Genomic DNA, 23,825 nt, shown 5'->3' with positions numbered 1-23,825 from the left:
GAGTCGCGGCAGACGCCGCTCACCCCGTAGACTGTTGGAAGCCTCATGAGATCGATCGTTTTCCCTCTCTGCTGGTCTCTTTTTGTTCTTTCTGCCGCAGCGCAGCAGAGCTCTTCCTCTTCGCCCTCGCTTCCCACGGTGGAGTCCACCACCACCGTTCTCGGCAGTCCTGAGCCGGTCACGCAGGGCGAGTCGCCGCGTGTCGTCGTCGTCATGGACACGCAGCAGCACCGCCTGGCCTTCCAGGATATCGAGGACTATCTGCGCACCGATTCCTCGGTCGACATCCAGCAGCGCAGCCCCGGCGGTGTGCAGTCCGACATCTCGATCCGCGGCTCCTCCTTCGAGCAGACGCTGGTGCTGGTCAACGGCCTGCGCATCAACGACGCCGAGACCTCGCACTTCAATCTCGATCTGCCCGTGCCTCTGCCCGCCATCTCCGCCATCGACGTGCTGCACGGCGCGGGGTCGGCTCTTTACGGGTCAGACGCGCTCGGCGGCGTGGTGGACTTCGTGACCGCCGCGCCCGAGGCCACCTCGCTGCGGCTCACCGCCGGCGCAGGCAGCTTCGGCGAGAACCAGCAGTCGTTCCTCGCGAGCTGGCTGGGCCACCATGCCAGTGAAGTCCTCGCCGGAAGCCGCGACTTCTCCACCGGCTTCATCGCCGACCGCGACTACCGCACCGCGAGCGGCAGCTCCGAGACGCGCCTCGACTCACGCCTCGGCAAAACCGACATTCTGCTCGCCGGCGACGACCGGCCCTACGGCGCGGCGCAGTTTTACGGCAACTACAACTCGTGGGAGCGCACCAAAGCATGGTTCGCTTCGCTGAGCCAGCAGCTCGGCGACGAGACCCAGGCCGCTGTTGCCTACCGCCGCCACTCCGACATCTTCGTGCTCTTCCGCGACGATCCCTCCTATTACAAAAACCAGCACATCGATGAAAGCTGGGAGGGAGCCATCCGTCGCCGGCAGAGCCTCTTTCACGACACGACGCTCTACTATGGCCTCGAAGCCGACACCGATCAGATCCGGAGCACCAGCCTCGGCGAGCATGGCCGCAATCGCGGAGCGGGTTACGCCGACGTCGACGTGCGCGTGGCGCAGCGCGGAACCATCTCCGCCGGCCTGCGCGAGGAAGTGCTGAGCGGTGGCGGAGGCCGTTCGGTGCTGAACCCATCGCTCGCGGGCAGTCTGTGGGTGCATCCCAGGGTCAAGCTGCGCGGCTCCATCGGTTACGGCTTTCGCCTGCCCACCTATGTCGACCTCTACTACAGCGATCCATCCACGATCGGTAATCCAAACCTGAAGCCTGAATCGGCGTGGAGCTACGACGGCGGCATCGACTGGTATCCGAGTGACCACGCGGCGGCCTCGCTGACCGTCTTCTATTCCCGGCAGCACAACGCCATCGACTACGTGAAGGCCGCGCCGTCCGATCCGTGGCAGGCCAGCAACCTGGTGGGGCTGCGCTTTACCGGCGTCGAAGGCTCGCTGTTCTGGAGGCTCACCGCGAATCAGCAGGTGAAGCTTGCCTGGACATGGATCTCCGGCGCGCAGGACGCTCTGCACGGCCTCATCTCGGAGTACGTCTTCAACTATCCGGTCAACAACGCCACCTTCGAGTGGACCAGTCACCTGAAGCCGGGCCTGCTGGTGCGCTCGCGCACCGGCATCACCGAGCGTTATCAGCAGGACCCCTGTCCGGTGTGGGATCTCTCCGTCGCGCGCGAGGCCGGGCGCATCCATCCTTTTTTGCAGATGATGAACCTGAGCAACACCGGCTATCAGGAGATCGCCGGCGTTCCCATGCCGGGACGCAGCTTCACCGGCGGCATCGAGCTCGATCTCTCGCGGCGCTCGAAGTAATTGCGGCAGGCACAAACGGCGGGGACGTTTCTTCCCGCGCCGTCTGTGTGTGAGGACGCTGCCGGTCAGCGGGCGCGCTGCATGTACTGCGCATCCACCTTCAGTGCATCCATGATCGGAGTCTGAAACTCCTCCTGCTCGACGAAGCAGTGGCGGATATGCGCATACTTCGCCGCTGCGGCGAAGATGGGCGCGTAATCGATCGAGCCCGCTCCCAGTTCCACCGAAGGCGGCTTGTTGTCTTTGAAGTCCTTCACGTGCAGCATGACCATCCGCGAGCCGTGGCGCTTCAGGTAATCGACAGGGCTCTGTCCGCCGACGACCACCCATCCGCAGTCCAGCTCGAAGCTCACCTTCGCCGGATCGGTATGCTTCAGCAGCTCGTCATACGGAAGCACGCCGTCGATGGCTCCGAACTCGGCCATGTGATTGTGATACGCGAAGTGCATGCCCGCCGCGCGAATCTTCTCTCCAACCTGGTTGAACTGATCGGCATTCCAGCGCCAGTCGTCCAGGCTCAGCGGCGCCCGCCCTGCGCCGGGCTGCTTATGCATCGGCGACGAGCAGACGATGTATGCAAGCCCCAGCGCCCTGCCGTACTCGATGATCGAGTCAAGCTGCGGCTGCAGCGTGCCCAGCGGATAATGCGCGCTCACGCAGCGCAGCCCCGCCGCCTGCATTGAGGCCTTCACCGAATCGGCAGAGCGGTTGTAGAAGCCCGCCGCTTCCACCTCGCGATAGCCGAGCGCAGCCAGTTGTTTCAGCGTTCCGTCAAAATCGTTCGGCAGCAGCGTGCGCACCGAATAAAGCTGCAGGCTGACGGGAAGGCCGAGCGCGGAGGCGCGGCCCTGGCGGCTGAGAAAGAGCGCGGCAGCAGCAACCGCCGTGGCCGAACCAAGAAAGGTGCGTCGGGTAACAGGCATCCGGTATCTCCTGAAGGTTTTCTCAAAGAACGTCTCGACAGCGTTTCTGAATCCGCGCCAAATTATACGCAAGCGCGGAGATGCGCCGTGAGCCGTACGCCGTCCTGTGAAGCGCGGCCCGCGTGCGGCGCTCCTTCGGCTCCGGCAGCCGTGAACCGCACCGGCGTCGCTCCGCCTTGTTTTTCTGCGGAGAATTTCATACTCGGAGCGCGCAAAACCGGGGTACGATGCTGCAGCCTTTCTTTGCACTGACATTCCATTTCATTTTTTTTGCCGAGGAGATTCAACCATGATGTCTCAGGCGCACATCACCCCCGAGACCCCGATGGGGGCGAATCTGGTGGAAGGCGGCGGTGCCACGTTTCGCGTATGGGCTCCGCGTGCCACGGCCGTCTATCTGAACGGAACCTTTGCCGGCGTCGCGAGGGCCGGCGAGACCGACGATCTGCTGATGGTGAAGGACGCGAACGGATACTGGACCGGCTTTCTTGCCGAGGCGCAGAACGGCGATCTCTATAACTTCCAGGTCGTCGGCGCCGGGTCGTCCGGTCTCAAACGCGACCCCTATGCGCGTGCGATGGGCACCGACCAGCTCTTTCCGGATTGCAGCTGCGTCATCCGTCCCGCATCGGCGTATCCCTGGCACGACGCGCAGTTCGTGACGCCCGATTTCAGCGACATGATCGTCTATCAGCTCCATATCGGAACCTATGCGATCGTCAAACCGGGCGTGGCCTCCACCTTTCTCGACGTGATCGGGAAGATCGAGTACATGGTGTCGCTCGGCGTGAATGTGCTGCAGCCGCTGCCTATCGATGAAATCGAGAACGGTCCCTCGATGGGCTACAACGGCGGAGATTATTTCTCGCCGGACTTTCCTTACGTCGTCTACGACCCGGCTGCGCTGGCGGAATATCTGCCCATGGTCAACAATCTGCTCGCGGCGAAGGGCTGCGAACCGCTGCAGCTCGACGATCTCAGCTCCGGACCGGCACAGCTGAAGGCGCTGGTCGATCTGTGCCATGTGTACGGAATCGCGGTCGTCTTCGATGTGGTGTACAACCACGCCGGCGGCTTCTTCGGCGACGATCATGCGTTGTACTTCTGGGATCGCGCAGTCGACAACGGCGACAACAACCAGAGCCTCTACTTCACCGATCAGGGGCTTGCCGGAGGCCTGTCCTTCGCGCTGTGGAACGACGACGTCCGCCAGTTCGTCATCAACAACGCGCGCTTCTGTCTCGAAGAGCTGCACGGCGACGGCTTCCGCTACGACGAGATCAGCGAGCTGCTGGTCATGAACGGCTCCTCGGGCTGGAGCTTCTGCCAGGACCTTACCGGCACCGTGCGCTTTGTGAAGCCGAAGGCGCTGCAGAACGCCGAGTACTGGCCGTCGGAGTATACGGCTTCGTCTCCGCAGATCGTCACGGCGGTAGCCTCGGACGGCACCGGCTTCGATACGCTGCAGCACGACGGTCTGCGCAGCGCTCTGCGGGGCGCAGTGCAGCAGGCCTCGACCGGAGCGGACGCGGCCATCGACCTCGACAGCGTAGCCCGTGCGCTCTATCCCGCCGGCTTCGCGCACGCGTGGCAGACGGTGCCCTGTGTGGAGAACCACGATCTGGTGGCCGAGGCGCGCGACCCGCGCATGCCCGTCCTCGCCGACTCCTCGAATCCGGAGTCGTGGTACGCGCGCAGCCGCTCACGCTGGGCGACGGCAGTTCTGCTCGCCTCTCCGGGCATTCCGCAGCTCTTCATGGGCCAGGAGTTCCTCGAGAGCAAACAGTGGAGCTGCGACCCCGAATCGAGCAATCTGATCTCCTGGGCATGGCTCACGCCCGGTGCCGATACGGTGCGCGCCGACCACTTTCGCTTTACGCAGGATGCGATCCGCCTGCGCCACAGCCAGCCCGCGCTGCGAACCGACAATGTGAATGCCTTCCACGTTCACGATCAGAATCGCGTGATCGCCTTCCATCGCTGGATCGAAGGTGCCGGACGCGACGTCATCGTGGTGGCGAGCCTCGCCGAGACCACCTGGTACGGTTATCAGATCGGATTTCCATTTGCCGGATCATGGCTCGAGGTCTTCAACAGCGATGTCTACGACAACTGGGTCAATCCGGTCGTCGCCGGCAACGGCGGAGCGATCGTCGCATCCGGAGCGCCGCTGCACGGCTTCTCCGCTTCGGCCGCCATCGTGATTCCCGCAAACGGAGTGGTGGTGTTTGCGCGCGACGCCGGTGACTGAAGCGGAAGATTCTTCAGTCGAACGGACGATGCGATGCAAAACAGGACACTCTCCGTGCGCTGAAAAACTTTTTCCACTCGTGAATGAAAAATTGTGGATGAAGCCGAGCGCTTTTATCCATCGTGCAGTTACAATTCACCGGGGGCTGAAGGTCCACGGCTGAAGCCGCCGAACTATTTTCCAGGCTAAAGGGAAAGACGGAAGCGAAAATGGCCATGCTGCGAAGCGTGTCCAGGGTGCTCCGGCCGGCACCAAAGCTGCAGGAGAAATGCCTTATTCCTGAGAGTTTCCTGTTTCGTTTTCGTTTCGTTTGGATGCTGATTGTTGTTTTCATCGTAGTCGTACTTACGACTCCTTTTCTTCTTGGCCAGTCGCAGGAAAAGGGTCAGGAAAAAAGTCAGGACCAGAGCCTGGAGCAGGAGCCGGCAAAGGTCGTCATCCTTCCCGTGCCCGCCGCTCCCAGACCGTCAGCGTATCCCGCCTGGGGTCCGTGCCCCGCCGCATCCGCCATCGCCGCCAGTCCCACGCGGCCTAACTTCGACCTGCCCGCCTCCACCACGCAGTGCGGCATGCTCGAAGTCGACTACGGATGGGCCATTCAGCCGATGGGCAACGGCAGCACGCAGAATCTGATCAACGGCAGCTTCCGCTACGGCGTAACGCCGCGCCTCGATCTTCGCTGGGGCTCGGGAAGCTACATCGTGCAGACCGGCGCTGCGCCAACGAATGGAATCGGCGACCAGTGGTTTGGCGCGCGCTACCGCTTTCATGAGCAGGCGCGCATCACGCCGGCCTTCGCTGTCATGTATAACATCAAGGCGCCGACGGCCAGTCCCGCGAAGGGCCTCGGCTCCGGCTATGTGGATCACAGCTTCCTCTTCATCGCCAGCCGGGACGTGAAGAAGTATCACTTCGACTTCAATACCGTGGGCACGATGGCCGGCGGCGCGAAGGGGTATGACGGAGGTGTGCAGTTCGGTCTCGCGCTCTGGCGGCCGGTGAGTGCAAAGCTTGCCTTTGTCGTTGAAAGCTACGGAGGCACGCAGCCTGCCACGCCGGACCGCTTCGGAGCCGCGGTCGCCGGCGCCACGTACAACGTAACCTCGCGCCTGGTTCTGGATGCGGCTTACTACCGCACGTATACGGCAGGCTCGCCGCGCCAGCAGTTCACCTCCGGCTTCACATATACGATGGGCTCGCCGCACCAGGCAATCCGCGCCATGCGCTGAGCGCAATCGTGAAGCCGGGGCAGATGCAGCAGAAAAGGGCCTGAGCACAGAAGCAAAAAGGGCATCCGTTGCGGATGCCCTTCTCGTTTCGGTTAAGCCTTCGACTACGGGAGGTAGTAACGAAGGGAGGTTTCGAAGATGTTGTCGGTGCCCTTGGCGCCGCCATCGGGATTCAGAGGGCCACCCGTACCGGACCAGAGATCGCGGCGGATGTAGCTGTACTGAATGCCCTGACGGAGACGGCCCATCGAACCATCGTAGAAGTTATACCAGTAACCGGAGCTGAACTCCTGGACGTCCTTGTTGTTGCCTTTGCAGTTGCCGGTTGCGCTGGGAGTATAGCTGCCCGCAGGAAGACCTTCGGTATTGCAGCCGCTCATGTCGGCAGAGTAGAGGCCGTAGCCCGATTTGCCGCCATTCAGGAGGTCACGGCCCACGTAATCTCCGCCATAGTTGAAATAAAGGCTAAGGCGCTTCGTGGGACTCGCTTCCAGGGTGCTGAGCGCGGAGAACGTGTGCAGCAGAGACATCTGACCATCCGAGCGGAAGGTCAAATCCGCGATGGTCGAATCGCCCATGCGGCCCACGCCGTCGCCCCACAGACCCTTCAGGCCAACCGAGAGCTTTTTGTGAGCCAGAGGCACACGGAAGCCGCCGCCGATGCCGCCGCCAACTGTGGAGTCGTTATAGGCTCCCGCGGCGGTTGTGCTGCTCGGATAAACGCGGTTCTGAAAGAAGCGGGCTACACCGAAGAGCTCATAGTGTCCCCAGCCTGGCTCGAAGGCGACCTTGGCGACCATCTCCGGGGCAAGGTTGTAGGAGTAGTTTGACTGGTTGTCATAGAGGCCGCCCGTATCGCCAGCCTGTCCCAGAAATTGGTTGGTTGGGCTGCTGCCGCCAGGAAGCGCCTGATCGTTTTCCGCCGCAGCGCCGATCCAGACTTTGTTGCCGAAGTCTTTGCTGACACGGAAGCCATACTGGCGATTCCATACGAAGCCGGCGGTGTACTGCGGATCGATGACGCCGGGAAGGATTTCCGTTCCGTTATCCAGACCGTGTGTGGTTTCCGTCGTCAGGGACCACATCTGTCCGCCGGTGAAGGTCCAGCCGTTGTGCAGCGCGGCCTGCGCCCAGAGCTGGCGCTGACGAATCACGTAGCTGTTCGACTGGTTGTTGTTCGAGGTGACGCCGGCGCCAAGCCAGTCCATCTCGTAATAGCCGGTCAGCGTGGCATTGCCGGCGTGGCCGACGGCCTTGATGACAAGACGCGACTGACGGCCTGAACCGTAGAACTCGCTTAACTGCGCCTGCCCGGAGTTCTCCAGTGGAATGGCGGTGAAATGGGTGTTGATGTCGTCGCCGGTGGCCGCGCTGCGCCACACGGTCGCGGCTTCAATGAAGCTGCCCGTCGGAGAGATCGTGACGCCCTTGAAGTGGATCGCATCCGGGTGCTCGATCGCCTTCTTCACGGATGCCTGCTGTTCCTGGAGAGTTCCGACGATCGAGGTCGTATTCGATTTGAGATCGGAGACAGAGTCCTTCAGGCTGGAAACGGCGGCGGAGTTGTCGGAGAGCTGCTGCTGTTCCTGTGAGGCGGCCTGTTGCGCCTGCTGTGCCGCAGTCTGGGCCTGCGAAGCGGCCTGCTGCGCCTGCTGGAGCTGCGCATCGCGGTCGGAAAGCTGCTGCTTCAGCGTATCGATCTGGCCGTGCTGTTCGTTCAGCTCATTCCGCAATTCTTCGATCTGTGACTCCACGGAAGGCTTTTTTTCGACGACACGGTGATGCGTACGCTTTGCAGTGGCTTTGTGCGCCGTACTGCCTGCGGAGTCCGCCGTGCTCTGCGCATAGCCGACGGCGACCGTCGATGCCAGCAGCAGGGTGGCAAACACCTTAAGATTTGTATTCATTTGGCCTCTCTATACCTGAGTTACGGTTATTAATACGAATGCGAAATTGACTCAGTGAAGAGCGCGGTGAGCAGATCGGGAAACGACACCGTAGGGGAAAAGACGGGCCGAACCAAAACGAACAAACCATCGCCCGCTGGTATCGTCGCAACCGCCTGTGAATATTCCGCGAATTTCCCGTGAATGTCTGGGGAAAAGAGGCTTTCCTATGTTTAAATCTTCCGCAATCAGCAGCTTAGGGAAGCTCCCGAAACGGCCCGCCCCGTATAACCCTATGCGGGATCTCAGTGCCTCGCGGGCTGTTTTGATGCGCTGATAAGGTTGGCGAGCAGGCGGTATGCGCCGGGCACAGCTTCAGGCAGCTGCCGGTATACGGCGAAGGACAGATAGATATAGGTGCCCCGGCCTTCATGGGCAACCAGCAGACCGCCGCGCTGCGGGTCCTGGCCCGGATCGTGCGTCTCCGTCAGCGGCGTGTACTGCGAAGCCCACGAGCTCAGGAAAGAATGGCCGCGTTCTTCGACCCAGTTGTCGAAGTCGGCTGCAGTAATGTGGTTGGGCCATGCAAAGAGTGGGCTGGCCGGGTCGAGCAGCGTGACCGGGTCGTGCTCGTTGACCACCTTCTCCGGATTGCGCCCGAGCGTCAGCGGGTACGGAGCAGGGAATTCGTTGCTCTGGTACTGCACCAGCATCGTGCCGCCGTTGTGAACGTACTCCATCAGCCGATGGCTGGCGGCAAACAGCTCCGGCCGCGAGGAGTAGGCGCGGATGCCGACGACAATGGCGTCGTAGTGGCTCAGATCGCCCGACGCCAGCTCGGCATCGGTCAGCAGATGGACGGGCACGCCGATCGCGCTCAGCGCCTCGGGAACATCGTCTCCGGTGCCCATCACATAGCCCACGCGGATTCCCGGCGCCGTCTTTACGTCGACAGCGCGCAGCCGGTACGTTGCCGGGCGGTACAGATAATATGGCTTCAGGCCAGGGTAGCCGACCGTATCCACTGCCTCGGAGAAGTCGTAGTTGCCGGTGTGAGCGACCGCCTGGATCGGCCAGGCCTTCTCATCGAGCGCCGTGGGATGCAGCGTGAAGGTGACCGCCTGCGCGGCTCCGGAGGCCAGATGAAAGCGCGCCTCAGCAGGATCGGAGGTCCAGCCCTGAGGCAGGTTCAGGTGTACGTCGCCGTCCGTATTGTCCTGCTCGTTGTTGCGCACCGTCACCGTGAGCGGAACAGGCGCATTCTCCTGTGCCTCAGGAACGACTCCGGCCGACGCTGCAAAGCTGACCGAAAGCTGCGGCAGCACCGCCAGCGGCTGATAGACGCCGCCGATCCCGTGTACCCGGTGTACCGTCTGCACCACCTGCCCAAGGCGGATCGTCGCGCCCTGATAGTGGAACTCCGCCCACCCCGCCAGCGGCCACGGACCGAAGGGCAGGTTAAGCAGCTTCGGATCGCCGATGTCGTAATACGGCTGCGAAAAATCGGGCCGGGTGAAGTAAGGCCGCGTCAGCTGCGCGTTGTGCGGGACTTCGACATGAAAGACCGCATCGCCCGAGAGGCTGAAAGCCGTATCGAGGCCCGGCGAGCCGATGCGGGTGACCGGCCAGTGGTCGCCGTCAGGATTCTCGAGCCATGTGCGCGCCAGCTGCAGCCCTTCGGGCGATGGCCCCCAGGGCTCGGCTGCGGTCACATGCACGCGCACGTCGATCTGTGAGCCGGGGCTCACCGTCGTGGGCATCTCTGCCGGAGACGACGGAAAGCCGGTGGTCGCGCCGATATCGGTGCGCGGCGTCACCAGCGCGTTGACCTCGAGGCCCAGCGCTTCGGCGAGCGCCGTGTTGAACTGCGCCAGCTTGATCGTCAGCTCATGCACGATATTCGTCTTGTCCGGCGCGCTCAGGCTGCTGCCGTTCACCGTGGCGATCAGCTGCTGCGTCAGCCTGTATCCGGCTGCGAGATCGGGCGCGATCTTTGCCGGAGCCGAAGGGCTGTAAGCCGCAGTCGCTGCGGCCACGTGCTGATGAATCTCGTTCAGCGCCGCAACCAGAGAGGCCGTATCGCCCGAGTGCGCCAGGCTCGCGATGCCCGCCAGCGAAGTATCGATGCCGTCGAAGAAGGAGCTCTCCTTCTCCGTAGTGGGAACCAGCGATCCATAGCGGTGATACGAGACGGTGAAGGGCCCGGGCAGCAGCGGCGTGCCTCCGCCGTACTGCGACTTCTGCATGCTCCAGCCTTCGCGCGCGATCTGCAGATACGATTCGCCGAGCAGAGGGTCCCGGGTACCTTCCGGAATCTCGATATTCGCCGTGGGCACGGTATCGCTCCACTGCTTATCGACGTAGTTATAGAAGCGGACCGGCGCCCACTTGTTCGTCGCGTAGTCGAAGATGCCCTTCGGCCCGATCGAGAAGCCCGGAACGCGCTCGTAGACCTTCAGCGGCGACCACGGCAGCAGTCCGGCCGCAATCTGATCGGGGAAGACACTGGGATCGCCCGCGGCTTTGAATGCCTCCTGCGCCATCTCACCCGAGACCTGATGGTGCCCGTGCCCGTCGGTGATGTTGCCGGTAAAGACCGAGGTCAGCACCAGCGGCCGATAGAGGCGAATGGCGTGCACCACGTCATAGAGCACGCGGTCGTGGCCCCACTGCTGGTGCGCCTCTTCGATGGTCTTCGAGAAGCCGTAATCGGCGACGCGGGAGAAGTACTGTTCCGTGCCGGAGTACTGATCGGCGAGCAGCAGCTCGTTGGTGCGAATCAGCCCCAGCGCGTCGTAGCTGTCGGCGGACATCGCGTTCTGGCCGCCCTCTCCGCGCGTCAGCGTAAGAATCGCGGTCCGCGTGCCGAGACCGCGCGACTCCAGCGCGAGCATGCCGCCGTCTTCATCATCGGGATGAGCGACGATCATCATCAGGCTGGCGCGGCTGTCGAGCTTGCGCAGTGTCTGCGCCAGGCCGTCCGCGCCGCGATCCTCGGGCAGCGTCTGTGCATCGGGCGAAGCGGCGATCTGCGTGCGCCACGGAACCACCTGCGCGTGCAGAGCGGAGGAAGCAGCCACCGGGCAGGCAAGCAGAAGCGCTGCCGCTACAATGCGCTCTCGAATGAGAGAGGTCGCCCGTTCACGAAAGGGAACAGTGAGTCCGGCTTCCTGATGGGTGTACGCCGGATTGCCGCAAATGTCGGATAGGTGTCTCACGTCTCTCCTGCTCATCAGGGGCCTGCCACCTCGGCCGCAGCGGCCTGCGCGGTCCGCGTCTGCGTGGAGATCAGCTTCTTCCGCCTGCTGACCCAGCGGGAGCGCATGCGGTTGATGGGGCGGTCATAAAACTTCCAGATGGCCGTGGAGACTGCGAGAACCGCGATCAGCGAAAGGGCCATGGTGATGAGACGGTGCAGAACCCCGCCAGGATGAGTGGCGATCCACGCGACGGCCGTGCCGTGAAGCAGATAGAACTCGTAGGAAAGATCGGCAAACATGCCGTCGAGGGCGAAGCCTTTCTGCGTGGTGGTGTAGATGGCATAGGGAGCCATGAAGAGTGCCAGAATAACGTTGGCGTGCGGTGCCCAGTCGGAGAACGGTCCTGGATGTGCTCCAGCCAGCAGGACACTTTTAAAAGGCGAAACCACAATCAGGAAAATGACAAGCGCGGTGCCCCCCGCAGATATTACAGCCACACGCCCGGAGGGGCGCCAGTCGGTGGAGGCCGCAGCCATTCCGACGAGAAAGAAGAGTGTGTAATTCACGGCGCTGACGGGATTGTGCAGATACACCGACGCCAGAGAAACGGCGGCCGCCACGAGGAGAATCCAGCCGATGGATACCCGTCGCCAGGCGAGCAGCGCCGCCAGCAGCGGAGCGACGAGATAAAACTGCATCTCGACGTCAAGCGACCAGGCAGCATCGATCGGTTTCACGGGCAGTGTGCCATAGCCGAAGATAAAGAGGTTGGACACAATGAAGTGGAACGGGCTGGTCGCATTCCAGGCAGCGCCCAGAGTTCCGTTGATGTACAGGAACAGGAGCGTGAGCAGAGAAATGAGCGCAAAGACCGGCAGCAGCCGCCATGCCCGCGAAACCAGATAGGTCAGATAAGGCCGCCGCGTCGCGGCATATCTTCCGCGATACATTTTGTAAATCCAGTATCCGCTCAGGCAAAAAAAGATATAGACCGCACAGATGCCTATTGCAAAACGCGTGGTATGGTGCACGAAGACCAGCAGCGCGAGAAATAAGCGGAACAGGCCGGGGCCCGTAATTTTTTTTAGCATGTTGTGCCGGGACGTGAGGATGGTGAAACTTCATTATAGCCAGGGCAGCGGGTGTCTCCTCGGCCGGGAATGCGCGGCGAAAACCGGGATGAATGCACCTCCTGTACGAAAAGCAGGGCCGGTATGACGGCACCGGCGCCGGAGCTCGAGCGCAGAATCGGCCTGGGCAGCGGCATCACGCTGAACATGATCAACATGATCGGCGTGGGCCCCTTCATCACGCTGCCGCTGGTCGTCGCAGCCATGAGCGGTGTCGGCGGCGGCTGGGCAGCCGGATGGGGCGCGCTCGCCGGATGGACGCTCGGTGCTCTGATCGCCGTCTGCGACGGGCTCGTATGGTCCGAGCTGGGCGCGGCCATGCCCGAGGCCGGCGGCTCCTATACCTATCTGCGCGAAATCTACGGCAGCCGCGGCGCGGGCCACCTCATCTCGTTCCTCTATATCTGGCAGCTCGGCTTCAGCGCGCCGTTGTCCATCGCCTCAGGCTGCATCGGCTTCGCGGAGTACGCGGCCTTCCTCGTTCCCGGCCTCAACGGCATGGTGCCGGGACTGCCGGTGCGCCGAACCAGCGTGCTCGCCGCCTGCGTGTGCCTGTTCATCGTCATGCTCCTCTACCGCAACCTGTCGCAGATTGCGCGCATGGCCTGGGTGCTGTGGGGCGGAGTCATGTTCACCATGGGCGTGGTGCTGGTGGCGGGCTACACGCATTTTCATCCTGAGCTCTTCCGCCTGCCGCCGCACGCCTTCGCCCTCTCTCCCGGATTCTTCGCCGGTCTCGGCGCCGCGACACTGCTCGCTACTTACGATTACTGGGGCTACTACAACGTGTGTCTGCTCGGCGGCGAGATGCGCGACCCCGGCCGCACCATTCCGCGCGCCGTGCTGCTCTCGATCTTCGCCGTCGCGCTGCTCTATCTGGCGATGAACGTCAGCGTTCTGGGCGTGATTCCCGCCGGGCAGATGAGCCGCACCGCCGTGGCCGACATGGTCGCCCGCACCCTCGGCACACACGCCGCCGCCGCCGTTGCCGCGCTCATTATGTGGACGGCCTTCGCCTCGGTCTTCGCGTTGCTGCTCGGCTACTCGCGCGTGCCCTATGCCGCGGCGCTCGACGGCAATTACTTCCGCGCCTTCGCGCACGTCCACCCGAAGCACAGGTTTCCCGATGTCTCGCTGCTCGCTCTCGGGGTTGTGGCCGCCGTCTTCTGCTTCTTTACGCTCGCGCAGGTCATCGCCGCGCTGGTGGTGATCCGCATTCTGCTGCAGTACGTGCTGCAGCAGATCGGCGTGATTCTTCTGCGCATGCGGCGGCCGGAGATGCCGCGCCCCTTCCGCATCTGGCTCTACCCGCTGCCTCCGCTGGCCGCGCTCGCAGGCTTCCTGTTTATCCTGGTCTCGCGTCATGAGGCGCAGCGCGAATTCCTCTACGCGGTCGTCGTCGCAGCCGCAGGCGGCCTGCTGTACCTCATCCGCGCGCGCCGGCGCAGCGAATGGCCGTTCGCGCAGTGGGAAACCGGGCCACGCTGAAACAGCAGTCTGTTGCTGCTCTTACTTCTTTTGCGGAGCCTCGATCTCGTCGAAGGTCAGGTTCCCGGCGCTGCTGCCCGTCTCCTGCTTCCACTGATCGAAGAGGCGTCCATAGCTGAGCGTCATCAGCGCGGAGGGATCGAGGCGCAGCCGCTTCGCCGTGGCGTCGATCCACTCCGGCGGGCCTTCCAGCTCGGCAAAGATGCCGATCGGCGTTTCGTCCAGAACGCAGTGGCCCGTATGGTCGGCGTACTCCGTGCGCCATTTTTCGTAGGCGAAGGAGGGAAGGTATCCAAGCTGCGAGAAGATCGTGCCGATCGCCTCGCCGTCGTCCACCACAGTCTCCGTCTCCACGCGGCTTTTGTGCCGCGCCGCCGGATCGTGGTTGTCGGGCAGGCGCTTGTGCGTGACGATCCAGCGGTCGCCGTACTGCCGGACGCGCAGGATCGCCTGCTGCGCGCGCAGTCTGCGGTCGCGCGTATCGAAGAGCACATTGCGCTCAAAGGTGCGTGGCGTAACCTCGCGGAAGCCGATCTCGCGGAGCGTGCTCTCGAGCGCCCGTATATCGGCGACGCGGAACTTCACCTCGACTTCCATCGCGCTCATGCCACAAGTATACGAGCCGCCTCTGCCGGAATCGGGCGATGAGCATGGATAATGAAAGTCTGGATCAGCACAGGATGGCCCACCCATGAAAACCGTGCGTCTTCGTGTGGACGCGCAGGCGCCCGGAAGCAGCGAATCCGCGGCCTCGATCGCCCAGGCGGCGGAGATTCTGCGCCGCGGCGGCACCGTCGCCTTTCCCACCGAAACCGTCTACGGGCTGGGCGCGAATGCGCTGCGCGCCGAAGCCGTTGCGAAGATCTTCGCCGCCAAGCAGCGTCCCTCCTGGGACCCGCTCATCGTTCACGTCGACGGGCCGGAGATGCTCGCGCGTGTCGCCGCCGAAGTGCCCGGGAGCGCACGTCGTCTCATAGACGCCTTCTGGCCCGGCCCTCTCACGCTGCTGCTGCCCAGGCATGCCGGTATTCCGGATGCCGTGACCGCCGGACGCCCGCGCGTGGGCGTGCGCATGCCGCAGCATCCCGTCGCTCATGCGCTCATCCGCGCCGCCGGCCTGCCCCTCGCCGCGCCCAGCGCAAACACCTTCGGACGCACCAGCCCTACTCTGGCCGAGCACGTCCTGCAGGACCTCGACGGCCGCATCGACGCCATTCTCGACTCCGGCGAGACCACGCACGGTCTCGAATCGACCGTGATCGATGTCTGTGAAGAGCCGTGCATCGTCTACCGTCCCGGCGTCATCACCCTCGAGCAGATACAGGCCGTGATCCCCTCTGCCGTCATGTTCTTCGAGGCCGCCACCGTGCAGGCCGCCGAGCCCGCTTCGCTGCCGTCGCCCGGCGTCGGCATCCGCCATTACGCGCCCCGGGCGCGGCTGGTGCTGGTGCAGGGCGAAGGCGAATCGCAGAAGAGAGCGTTTCTCGATGCCGTGCGGCAAGCCGAAGCATCCCACGAGCGCGTCGGACTCATGCTGCCCGATGCCTTTGAGAGCGCGGCCATCGGCGAATCGGCAGCGGTATGGCGATGGGGAAAGTGGAGCGATGCCGGGGAGCTGGCGCAGCGGCTCTTTGCCGGGCTCCGCTGGCTCGACGGCGCGGGCGCGTCGGTGATCGTCTGCCCGCTGCCGCCCGCTCAGGGCATCGGCGCGGCCATCGGCGACCGGCTCAGAAAAGCAGCGCGCAGCAGTTAAAAGGAAGTGCGGTTTTCGCCCGCCTTATAGAGATATTTGATGCCCGCCTTGTAGATCAGCGTGCGGGTGCTGTTGCGCACCTTGATGGCATTGCGGTCGTACCACTCGATATAGCCTTCGATCGTCTCTCCGTCCTCAAGAACGAAGACCATCTGCGTCTGTGCCTGCATCTGTTTCTGAAAGTAGAAGGCCTCCGCGTGCGAGGCTTCGAGCGACGAAGGCGTCTGCAGCATCGCAGCGTGGTGCGCGAGCACCGGATCGTTGCGGCGGCTGAAGCTGCGGTCCTGCAGGGCGCGGGCCGGCAGCGTGGGACGAATCAGCTTGCGCGGTCCCATAATGTTGGCGTCGATTTCGGTCACACGCGGCGTCGTGCCGGAATCCGGCCCGGAGGCTGCCGCAGCGGCGGGTGCCGGCGTCTCCGCGGAAGCAGGAGGTATGGGCCGCGCACTGCGCGCAGCGCCTTTGGCGTTCGCCGTACGCGGTTCCGGAGCGGTCTCGGAGCGCACCGGGTACGCACCGGTATCCGGTAAATGAGATGGGTTCGCCATAGCCCTCAGTGAGAGATTCTGCCAGCGTTAGATGCGGGGAAAAGCATCCGCGACGTACGGCAGATCACTTGTTTTTGGTTTGCTTGCAGCTATCGTACCCCAGCCCTGTGCGGCGCGCCAGAAAAAGCGCAGGCAGGGGGATCAGCGCACCAGCTGGGTGGCAAAGGAATCGAGCGCCAGCGAGCGCAGCAGGTTGCGGCGCATCCCCGATTCCACCGCCTGCGCCCCGCGCGCCGCCGCCTCGATCCAGGCCAGTGTTACGCCGTCGGCCAGCGCCGCCAGCTCCTTCTGCAGATCGATATTGCGCACCAGGTGTGGCGCACCCTCCCGCAGCAGCAGCAGGTCTTCGAGCAGCGCATGAAAGGCGCGCAGCAGCCCCGCCGTCTTTTCCTGGCCCTCGGCTCCGGCGCGGTAGGTCTCCGTCATGCGAAAAAGCGTGGAGTAGTCGGGCTCGCGGGTAGCGTTGCGCAGAATCACCAGAGCGTCTGCGCGGCTGGCCAGGTATCCGGCCAGATCGAAGCTCAGTGCCCGCCCCACAGCGCCCTCCGCAAGCCGCGCAATCAGCGCCCGCTCCGCCGGCTTCCAGTCCGTGCGCCGCTGCGCCAGCAGCGCCTCGATCTCTTCGAGCGGAATCGCACCCAGGCGGAACGTGCTGGCGCGGGAGCGGATCGTGGGCAGCAGCTCACCCGGGTTTTCCGTCAGCAGCAGAATGCTTGCATGCTCCGGCGGCTCTTCCAGCACCTTCAGCAGCGAGTTCGCCGCCTCCTTCATAAACGCGGAGCTGGTGAAGATATAAAAAGCCCGCCTTGCCTGCGCCGGAATGCGGTAAATCTCGCGGATCAGCGTGCGCACCTGGCCCAGCTTGATCAGCAGCTGCGGCGGATCGGGAGGAATCACCAGCACATCCGGATGCGTCTGCACCAGAATGCGCGTCTCTTTCTTATCGACCTCGCGCAGCTCATCGCGAGCGGCAAGGGCTTCGTCGACGCGGGCGTTCAGGTCCGCCGCCTGGCCAATCCGCTCGCAGTTCGAGCAGACGCCGCAGAAGTCCGGCAGGCCATCGGTTTCCGCGGGGCTGAGGCAGTTGGCCGCCTGCGCCAGCATGATCGCCAGCGTGTACTTTCCCGCGCCCCGCGGCCCGGCCAGAATCAGCGAATGAGGCAGCCGGTCTGCCGCAAGCGCCTCGCGCAGATGCCGCACCGTCGCTTCGTTCCCGAGAAAATCGGCGAATCCCACCCGTTCAGACTAAAGCATTTCCCGCAGGCCGGCATTTTCCCGCATACAGGAGGAGAGCCCCTGTCAGCGCGGCCCTTCCGCCTGCTCCGGCATCATGCGGATGCCGTACTTCGGCCGCAGCGTGATCTTCGGCTGCAGCTCGATCCGCTGTTCCGGAACCAGGCGCAGCCGCCACCGCTGCGCAATCGTCGCGAGGATCAGCACGCCCTCCATCCACGCAAAGGGCTCGCCGATGCACTGCCGCGCTCCCGCGCCGAAAGGGAAGTAGACGAAGCGCGAGCGCCGCGCCTTCCGCTCGGGCGTAAAGCGCTCCGGATCGAAGCGCAGCGGATCGGGAAAGTGATCCGCGCTGCGCTGGATGAGGTACTGGCTGAAGAAGAAGTAGGTTCCGGCGGGAAAGCGGTATGGCCCCAGCTCGATCTCTCGCACCGCCTGCCGTCCCATCGCCCACGCCGGCGGATAAAGCCGCATCGCCTCAGCCAGCACCATCTCCGTGTACTTCAGGCGGGGCAGATCGTCGAGCGTGGGCAGCCGCCCTTTCAGCACAGCTTCGATTTCGGCATGCAGCTTCGCTTCGGCTTCGGGATTTTCCGCCAGCAGCTTCCATGTCCACGTCAGCGCATTGGCGACGGTTTCATATCCGGCCAGAAAGATCGTCAGCACCTCGTCACGCAGCTGCTCGTCGGTCATGCCCGCGTGGTCTGCTTCATCGTCGCGCGCGCGCAGCAGCATCGAGAGCAGATCCCCGCGGTCGACGCCGTCCGCGCGATGCTGCGCAATGATGCGGTAGACCACCTTGTCAAGCCTGCGCCGGGCGCGGCGAAAGCGCATCAGGCCCGGGATCGGCCAGTGCAGATAGGCTTCGGCGCGGGGCAGCACGACCAGGTAGTTGTACAGGTCCATGATCGCGTTCACCTCGTCGTTGATGCGCTGCACATCGCCCGTCACATCGGTGTTCAGCAGCGTGCGCGCCACAATCTGCAGCGTGAGCCGCATCATCTCGGCGAAGGCGTCGATCTCCGTGCCCGGCTGCCACGCATCGCGCATCGCCGCGGCCCGCTCCACCATCACCGCGCCATAGGCCTGAATGCGCTGCCGGTGAAAGGCCGGCGCGGCAATGCGGCGCTGCCGCTTATGGAACTCCCCTTCGCTCGTAATCAGTCCTTCGCCCAGCAGGATCTTCATGCGCCGCTGCGTCCGCTCCTTGATGAAGCTCTGCGCCTGGCTGACGAGAATCTCCTGGATAAACTCCGGCTCGCTGACCAGAATGATGTCACTGCTCAGCAGCCGGTAATGCGCCATGCGGCCGTACGTGGCGGAGAGATATTCAAAGAGGCGGATCGGATCGCCGGGCCGGAAAAAACGTCGCGCCAGGTAGTACGGGAGGTTGCGCTTCAGCCCGGGCGGAAAGCGATAGCCGTTCCGCTCCACGACCGTCCATTGCCGTTCTGTTTCCACCTGTGCTGCCATGCGGGTCCATCGGGCGGAGAGATTTGCGCAGAGCGTTATGACCGCAGCCGCAGCCGCTCTGCCGTCACTTTTACGATGCGCTCATGAATCGCTTCAATGCCGGCATCGCCATCGATTACCACCACACGCAAAGCATCCCGCTCCGCGATCTCGCGATACTTGTCGAAGACCCGGCGGTAGAAGCGCTCATCCTCGCTCTCGAAGCGGCCTTCGTCTTTGCCTTCTTCTGCGCTGCGGTCGTTGCGCCGCCGCGCCCGGGCCAGCGACCGGTCGAAGTCCGGCAGCAGCAGAATCGTCAGGTCGGGATCGAGCCCTCCGCACATCACCGCATGCATGCTGCGGACCACCTCGCTGCCCAGCTCGCGGCCGCCGCCCTGATACGCCTCGGTCGAATCGGTGTACCGGTCGCAGAGAACGATCTTTCCCGCATCGAGCGCCGGACGAATCACCTCGTCCAGGCACTGCGCCCGGTCTGAGAACATCAGCCCCAGCTCCGCCATCGGAGCGATCTTCTCCGTGCGCGAATCGAGCAGCACCGCGCGCACCTTATCGCCCAGCCGCGTGCCGCCCGGCTGCCGCGTGATCACCATCGGCTCGCCGCGGCCCTCCAGCCATGTCGCCAGCCGGCGAAGCTGCGTCGTCTTTCCGGAGCCATCCAGTCCCTCAAAAGTCAGAAAGAATCCGCGGGGCATGCGCTTGAGTGTAGCAGGCTGTTTACCTCATCGCGTCGCGCACTGCGCCGCAGATCTTCACTGCGCCGCAGATCATCGTTCGAAAGTGGACGCCACGCAAACAAAGCCGGAAAGCAGAGTGCGCATACAGACCGCTCCCGATACACTGAATCTTCGCATTTCCGCAGGAGGAAGCCGCTTGAAGCTGCTCTTTTTCTCTGGTCTGTTCATCGCATCCGCTCTGACCGCCATTCTCCCTGCCGTCGCTCAATCCTCCACACCCATTCATGTAACCGTCGATGTGACCGATGCTCCGCGCAAAATTCTGCACGCGCGCCTCACCATTCCGGTCACGCCTGGACCGCTGACCCTGCTGTACGCGAAGTGGATTCCCGGCGAGCACAGCCCCGACGGCCCCATCGACGATCTCGCCGGCCTCGTCTTCACCGCCAACGGGCAGGAGATCCCCTGGGTGCGCGACGACGTGAACATGTACGCCTTTCACCTCACCGTGCCGCAGGGCGTCACCATGCTCGACGCGAAGTGCGATTTTCTGGCGACCGCCGCCGCTACAGGATTCTCCGCCGGCGCCTCCACCAGCGCCAGCCTCGCCGTTCTCAGCTGGAATGAGGTGGTGCTTTATCCCTCCGGTCATCAGTCCGCAGACATCTCCGTCGAGCCAGCCGTGACGCTGCCCGCGGGCTGGCAGTACGGCACCGCTCTGACAAAGACCAGTCAGGACGGCAGCACCATTCACTTCGCCGCCGTGTCGCTCGAGCAGCTCGTCGATTCGCCGCTGCTCACCGGCCGCTACTTTAAAGAGTTTCCGCTCGCGCCCGAGATCACGCCGAAGCACTACCTCGATATCGCCGCCGACGGCCCGGAAGATCTGCGCCTCAGCAGCAGCACGCTCGATGCCTTCAGCAATCTGATCCGCGAAACCGGAGCGCTCTACAAATCGCGGCACTACGACAGCTATCACTTCCTCGTCACCGCCAGCGATCAGGTATCGCACTTCGGCCTCGAACACCATCAGTCGAGTGATGACCGCGTGCCCGAGAAGACCTTCGTCGACGACAATCTCCAGCTGCTCTCAGCCGATCTGCTGCCGCATGAGTTCACCCACTCCTGGAACGGCAAATACCGCCGCCCCGCCGGCCTCGCCACCGGCAACTACGAAGACCCCATGAAGGGCAATCTTCTCTGGGTCTATGAAGGGCTCACGCAGTACTACGGCGACGTGCTCGCCGCGCGCAGCAAAATCGAAACGCCCTCCGAATACCGCGACGCGCTGGCCAGCAGCGCCGCCACGCTCGACTACCGCCCCGGCCGCACCTGGCGCGATCTGCAGGACACCGCGACCGCCGCGCAGACGCTCTACGAAGCCAGCCCGCAATGGGACAACTGGCGCCGCAACGTCGATTATTATCCCGAGGGCGAGCTGGTCTGGCTCGACGTCGACACCAGCATTCGCCGTCTGACGAACGACAAAAAAAGCCTCAACGATTTCGCGGCGCGCTTCCTCGGCCTCGGCGGCAACACGCAGCCGAAGGTCGTGCCCTACACCTTCGACGACATCGTCGCGAACCTCAACGCCGTTGTGCCGTACGACTGGGCGGGCTTTCTGCGCCAGCGGCTCACCAGCAAGTCACCGCACGCTCCGCTCGACGGCATCGAGCACGGCGGATACCGCCTCGTTTACACCGATCAGCCCAGCGAATACACGCAGGCCCGCGCCGCCGGCCTCGGCGAAAGCCAGGCGTGGTGGGCCATCGGCATCAACGTCTCCAACGACGGCCACATCGATGACGTGCTGATGGGCTCCGTCTCCGACAAGTCCGGCCTCGGTCCCGGCATGCAGATCATCGCCGTGAACGGACGCCAGTTCAGCCCGCAGCTGCTCGGCGATGCCATCACCGGTGCGAAGGGAAGCAAGACGCCGATCGAGCTCATCGTCGTCAACACCGGCTATTACAAAATCGTCCATCTGGACTATTACGACGGCCTGCGCTTCCCGCACCTCGAGCGCGTCGACGGAACTCCCGACCTGCTCGACGAGATCATCGCGCCGCTCACCGGCAAAGAGCAGGCGCCTGCCAAAAACTGATCGCGTGCCTTTGTGGAGCAGGGCACCGCTCCACAGCATCAGGCCTGCGGCCTTCCTATACCTGTCCTGGTCCTACTCTGTTTTCCCGCACTGCTTTTCTCCCGCGACCTCGCCGCATTGGCCGTCGAGAAAAAGGTCAGCACCGTCTGCAGCTCTTCTTCTGAAAACTCCCCGAGAATCATGTGGAACTGCCCCTCGACCGCGTCGTAGTTCGACGTGACCTTCTTCCGTTTCGCCGGAATCCAGTCGACCAGCACGCTGCGCCGGTCTGCGGGATTAGGCAGGCGCCGGATATAGCCGCTCTTTTCCAGACGGTCCAGAACCACCGTCACGCCGCCCGTCGTTAATCCGCTGCACTGTGCCAGAGTGCCTGGCGTCAACGGCCCCAGCAGCTCCAGCAGATTCAGAAACTGCAGATCCGTCGGATGCATGTTCAGCTTGTCTGCCACTCTCTGGCTGAACAGGCTGGCGCCGGCAATGAACAGACGGACCGAGCGGGTGAGATCGGCAAAGAGGCGGGCGCGGTTTTCATTTGACAAAGGAGCCATGGATGCTTATTAGTAAAGTATCTTATTAAATAAGATATATTCCGATTGAGGTAATGCGATGGAAAAAGCATACAGGGGAATGGGCATGGAAGGCTCCATCGCCCGCTGGTACGAGAAAACTACCCGTAAGGATATGAATCAGTTCCGCCTGCTCGCCGAACGGATCGCCACGATGCTGCCCGCCGGCGGTGACATTCTCGAAGTCGCTCCCGGGCCGGGTTTTCTCTCGATCGAGCTGGCAAAGGGGAATCGCTTTCGCGTCACCGGTCTCGATATCAGCCGCACCTTCGTCGATCTTGCCCGCCGCAACGCGGAAGAGCTGGGTGTCGGCGTGCGTTTCGAGCAGGGCAATGCGTCGAAGATGCCCTTCCCGGAAAAGAGCTTCGATTTCCTCATCTGCCGCGCCGCCTTCAAGAACTTCTCCGATCCCATCGGCGCGCTGCAGGAGATGCACCGCGTCCTGAAGCCGGGCGGCCGCGCTCTCATCATCGATCTGCGCCGCGACACGTCCATGTCTGAGATCGCAAAGTACGTCGACGGCCTCGGTGTCTCCGCACTCAATCGTCTCTTTATGAAGTTCGTCTTCCGTTTCAGTCTGCTGAAGCGCGCTTACACCATGCTGGAGTTCGAGCGCATGCTGGCGAGGATTCCCTTCCGAAACACGGAGATTCGTCCCGAGCCGGTAGGCATGGAAATCTGGTTTGAGCGCTGAGAGGCTCGCGTCTGGCCGTCTCAGCTGCCGAGCGGCGGCAGCATGTCGGACGCTCCCAGCAGAAAGATCACGCCGATGGCGAAGCTGTACGCTGCGCCCGCCATCGCAACCCAGCGGTAGAGGTGCGGGCGATGCAGCCCCAGGCCGAAGATGCCGCCAAGCGAGGCGGTCATCAGCGTGTTCATCGCGACCAGGCCGAGAGCAAAGGCAAGCAGCCCCAGAAAGCCCTTGCCCGTGCCGCCCAGGCTCGCCGCCAGCAGAAACAGCATGAGCTGGCTCGGCGTCTCCGCGCCCAGCCCGTGCAGCACGCCGATGCCGAAGACCGTTCCGCCGTTGTAGTTCCAGGCAAAGGGCGCGGGGCGCGGTGTCTCCGGATGGAACAGCTTCGTCGCGCGCCACCATACGTACTGGCAGCCTTCGATCAGGATCGCCCAGCGGCTCTGCATCGCAATGTGGGAGTGGCTGTGCGCCCGCCGCGCCAGGCTCGCGACCACGCCGATGCCCAGAACGATGAGCGTGGCGCCGATCAGCCGCTCGGTCCATGCGTCGAGCCGCGCCGGCAGCGGAATATGCAGCAGAATCACCATCGCGCCCAGCGCAACCACGGTGAACGCATGCCCCAGCGCATAGGTCACGCCGAGGCGCATGCCCTGCTTCCAGGATCGCTGCACAGCGGTAATGTCGGAGATGGCCGCCAGATGATCGTAGTCGAAGCCGTGGCGCAGCCCGAGTACGGCGCAGGAAAAGAGCGCTAGTTCCAGCTTCCAGTTCATTGCGTTGCTTTCACCTGCCGCGGGGCCCTCA

At 63.5% G+C, this 23,825-nt stretch carries 18 protein-coding genes; 7 read left to right on the top strand and 11 right to left on the bottom strand.

The genetic code is table 11. The features are described 5' to 3' along the window. Positions 1 to 45: 45 nt before the first annotated feature. Positions 46 to 1,869, top strand: coding sequence for a TonB-dependent receptor plug domain-containing protein (locus tag D0Y96_RS02160; RefSeq protein ID WP_117297686.1), 1,824 nt, complete (start codon positions 46 to 48; stop codon positions 1,867 to 1,869). A gap of 65 nt (positions 1,870 to 1,934) precedes the next feature. Here D0Y96_RS02160 and D0Y96_RS02155 read toward each other — a convergent pair whose 3' ends face one another. After that, complete coding sequence (locus D0Y96_RS02155) at positions 1,935 to 2,792, bottom strand: sugar phosphate isomerase/epimerase family protein (RefSeq protein ID WP_117297685.1); 858 nt, start codon at positions 2,790 to 2,792, stop codon at positions 1,935 to 1,937. A 289-nt stretch (positions 2,793 to 3,081) separates the two neighbouring features. Here D0Y96_RS02155 and D0Y96_RS02150 point away from each other — a divergent pair, with 289 nt between their 5' ends. Both D0Y96_RS02150 and D0Y96_RS02145 read left to right on the top strand, forming a co-directional pair. Beyond that, positions 3,082 to 5,043, top strand: coding sequence for an alpha amylase C-terminal domain-containing protein (locus D0Y96_RS02150; RefSeq protein WP_117297683.1), 1,962 nt, complete (start codon positions 3,082 to 3,084; stop codon positions 5,041 to 5,043). A gap of 314 nt (positions 5,044 to 5,357) precedes the next feature. After that, entirely contained in the window at positions 5,358 to 6,272 is a 915-nt protein-coding gene (locus tag D0Y96_RS02145) for a transporter (protein WP_117297682.1), read from the top strand. 104 nt (positions 6,273 to 6,376) lie between these two features. Here D0Y96_RS02145 and D0Y96_RS02140 read toward each other — a convergent pair whose 3' ends face one another. The 3 genes from D0Y96_RS02140 to D0Y96_RS02130 all read right to left on the bottom strand — a co-directional run bounded on the left by D0Y96_RS02140 (position 6,377) and on the right by D0Y96_RS02130 (position 12,449). Further along, the gene (locus D0Y96_RS02140; protein WP_117297681.1) at positions 6,377 to 8,179 is read right to left on the bottom strand and encodes a hypothetical protein; all 1,803 of its coding nucleotides are present in this window, start codon (positions 8,177 to 8,179) and stop codon (positions 6,377 to 6,379) included. A 284-nt stretch (positions 8,180 to 8,463) separates the two neighbouring features. After that, on the bottom strand, positions 8,464 to 11,376 hold the full coding sequence (locus D0Y96_RS02135; protein ID WP_199480149.1) for a PIG-L family deacetylase: 2,913 nt from the start codon (positions 11,374 to 11,376) through the stop codon (positions 8,464 to 8,466). 14 nt (positions 11,377 to 11,390) lie between these two features. After that, complete coding sequence (locus D0Y96_RS02130) at positions 11,391 to 12,449, bottom strand: acyltransferase family protein (RefSeq protein WP_117297679.1); 1,059 nt, start codon at positions 12,447 to 12,449, stop codon at positions 11,391 to 11,393. A 123-nt stretch (positions 12,450 to 12,572) separates the two neighbouring features. On the opposite strand from D0Y96_RS02130, the gene D0Y96_RS02125 reads away from it, so the two are divergent. Beyond that, entirely contained in the window at positions 12,573 to 13,976 is a 1,404-nt protein-coding gene (locus D0Y96_RS02125) for an APC family permease (RefSeq protein ID WP_252263383.1), read from the top strand. 21 nt (positions 13,977 to 13,997) lie between these two features. Here the strand turns inward: D0Y96_RS02125 and D0Y96_RS02120 are convergent, their stop codons facing one another. Next, positions 13,998 to 14,582, bottom strand: coding sequence for a class IV adenylate cyclase (locus D0Y96_RS02120; RefSeq protein WP_117297677.1), 585 nt, complete (start codon positions 14,580 to 14,582; stop codon positions 13,998 to 14,000). Positions 14,583 to 14,667: 85 nt separating this feature from the next. On the opposite strand from D0Y96_RS02120, the gene D0Y96_RS02115 reads away from it, so the two are divergent. Beyond that, positions 14,668 to 15,729: an L-threonylcarbamoyladenylate synthase gene (locus D0Y96_RS02115; RefSeq protein ID WP_117297676.1), complete on the top strand. Its 1,062-nt coding sequence runs from the start codon at positions 14,668 to 14,670 to the stop codon at positions 15,727 to 15,729. On the opposite strand, the gene D0Y96_RS02110 is transcribed toward D0Y96_RS02115, so the two are convergent. The 4 genes from D0Y96_RS02110 to tmk all read right to left on the bottom strand — a co-directional run bounded on the left by D0Y96_RS02110 (position 15,726) and on the right by tmk (position 19,675). After that, positions 15,726 to 16,277 carry a hypothetical protein gene (locus D0Y96_RS02110; RefSeq protein WP_117297675.1) on the bottom strand — a complete coding sequence of 184 codons (552 nt, stop codon included), beginning with the start codon at positions 16,275 to 16,277 and terminating at the stop codon, positions 15,726 to 15,728. The genes D0Y96_RS02115 and D0Y96_RS02110 overlap by 4 nt on opposite strands. Before the next feature lie 141 nt (positions 16,278 to 16,418). Next, on the bottom strand, positions 16,419 to 17,513 hold the full coding sequence (locus D0Y96_RS02105) for a DNA polymerase III subunit (RefSeq protein WP_117297674.1): 1,095 nt from the start codon (positions 17,511 to 17,513) through the stop codon (positions 16,419 to 16,421). A 63-nt stretch (positions 17,514 to 17,576) separates the two neighbouring features. Beyond that, positions 17,577 to 18,983, bottom strand: coding sequence for a cytochrome P450 (locus D0Y96_RS02100; protein ID WP_117297673.1), 1,407 nt, complete (start codon positions 18,981 to 18,983; stop codon positions 17,577 to 17,579). 35 nt (positions 18,984 to 19,018) lie between these two features. After that, positions 19,019 to 19,675 (bottom strand): dTMP kinase, encoded by a 657-nt coding sequence (gene tmk, locus D0Y96_RS02095; protein WP_117297672.1) that lies wholly within the window; start codon positions 19,673 to 19,675, stop codon positions 19,019 to 19,021. A gap of 178 nt (positions 19,676 to 19,853) precedes the next feature. Here tmk and D0Y96_RS02090 point away from each other — a divergent pair, with 178 nt between their 5' ends. Continuing rightward, positions 19,854 to 21,761: a M61 family metallopeptidase gene (locus tag D0Y96_RS02090; protein WP_350448950.1), complete on the top strand. Its 1,908-nt coding sequence runs from the start codon at positions 19,854 to 19,856 to the stop codon at positions 21,759 to 21,761. Between the two features lie 38 nt (positions 21,762 to 21,799). Here the strand turns inward: D0Y96_RS02090 and D0Y96_RS02085 are convergent, their stop codons facing one another. Beyond that, positions 21,800 to 22,309, bottom strand: a complete 510-nt coding sequence (locus tag D0Y96_RS02085; protein ID WP_117297670.1) for a MarR family winged helix-turn-helix transcriptional regulator — start codon at positions 22,307 to 22,309, stop codon at positions 21,800 to 21,802. A 58-nt stretch (positions 22,310 to 22,367) separates the two neighbouring features. On the opposite strand from D0Y96_RS02085, the gene D0Y96_RS02080 reads away from it, so the two are divergent. Then, complete coding sequence (locus D0Y96_RS02080) at positions 22,368 to 23,021, top strand: class I SAM-dependent methyltransferase (protein ID WP_199480148.1); 654 nt, start codon at positions 22,368 to 22,370, stop codon at positions 23,019 to 23,021. A gap of 20 nt (positions 23,022 to 23,041) precedes the next feature. Here D0Y96_RS02080 and D0Y96_RS02075 read toward each other — a convergent pair whose 3' ends face one another. Beyond that, entirely contained in the window at positions 23,042 to 23,794 is a 753-nt protein-coding gene (locus D0Y96_RS02075; RefSeq protein ID WP_117297669.1) for a hypothetical protein, read from the bottom strand. Between the last annotated feature and the right edge of the window lie 31 nt (positions 23,795 to 23,825).

Source organism: Paracidobacterium acidisoli (assembly GCF_003428625.2).
In the GTDB taxonomy this organism is placed as follows: domain Bacteria; phylum Acidobacteriota; class Terriglobia; order Terriglobales; family Acidobacteriaceae; genus Paracidobacterium; species Paracidobacterium acidisoli.
The sequence above is the reverse complement of the archived record's forward strand: the minus strand, read 5'-3'. Positions and strand labels throughout refer to the sequence as shown.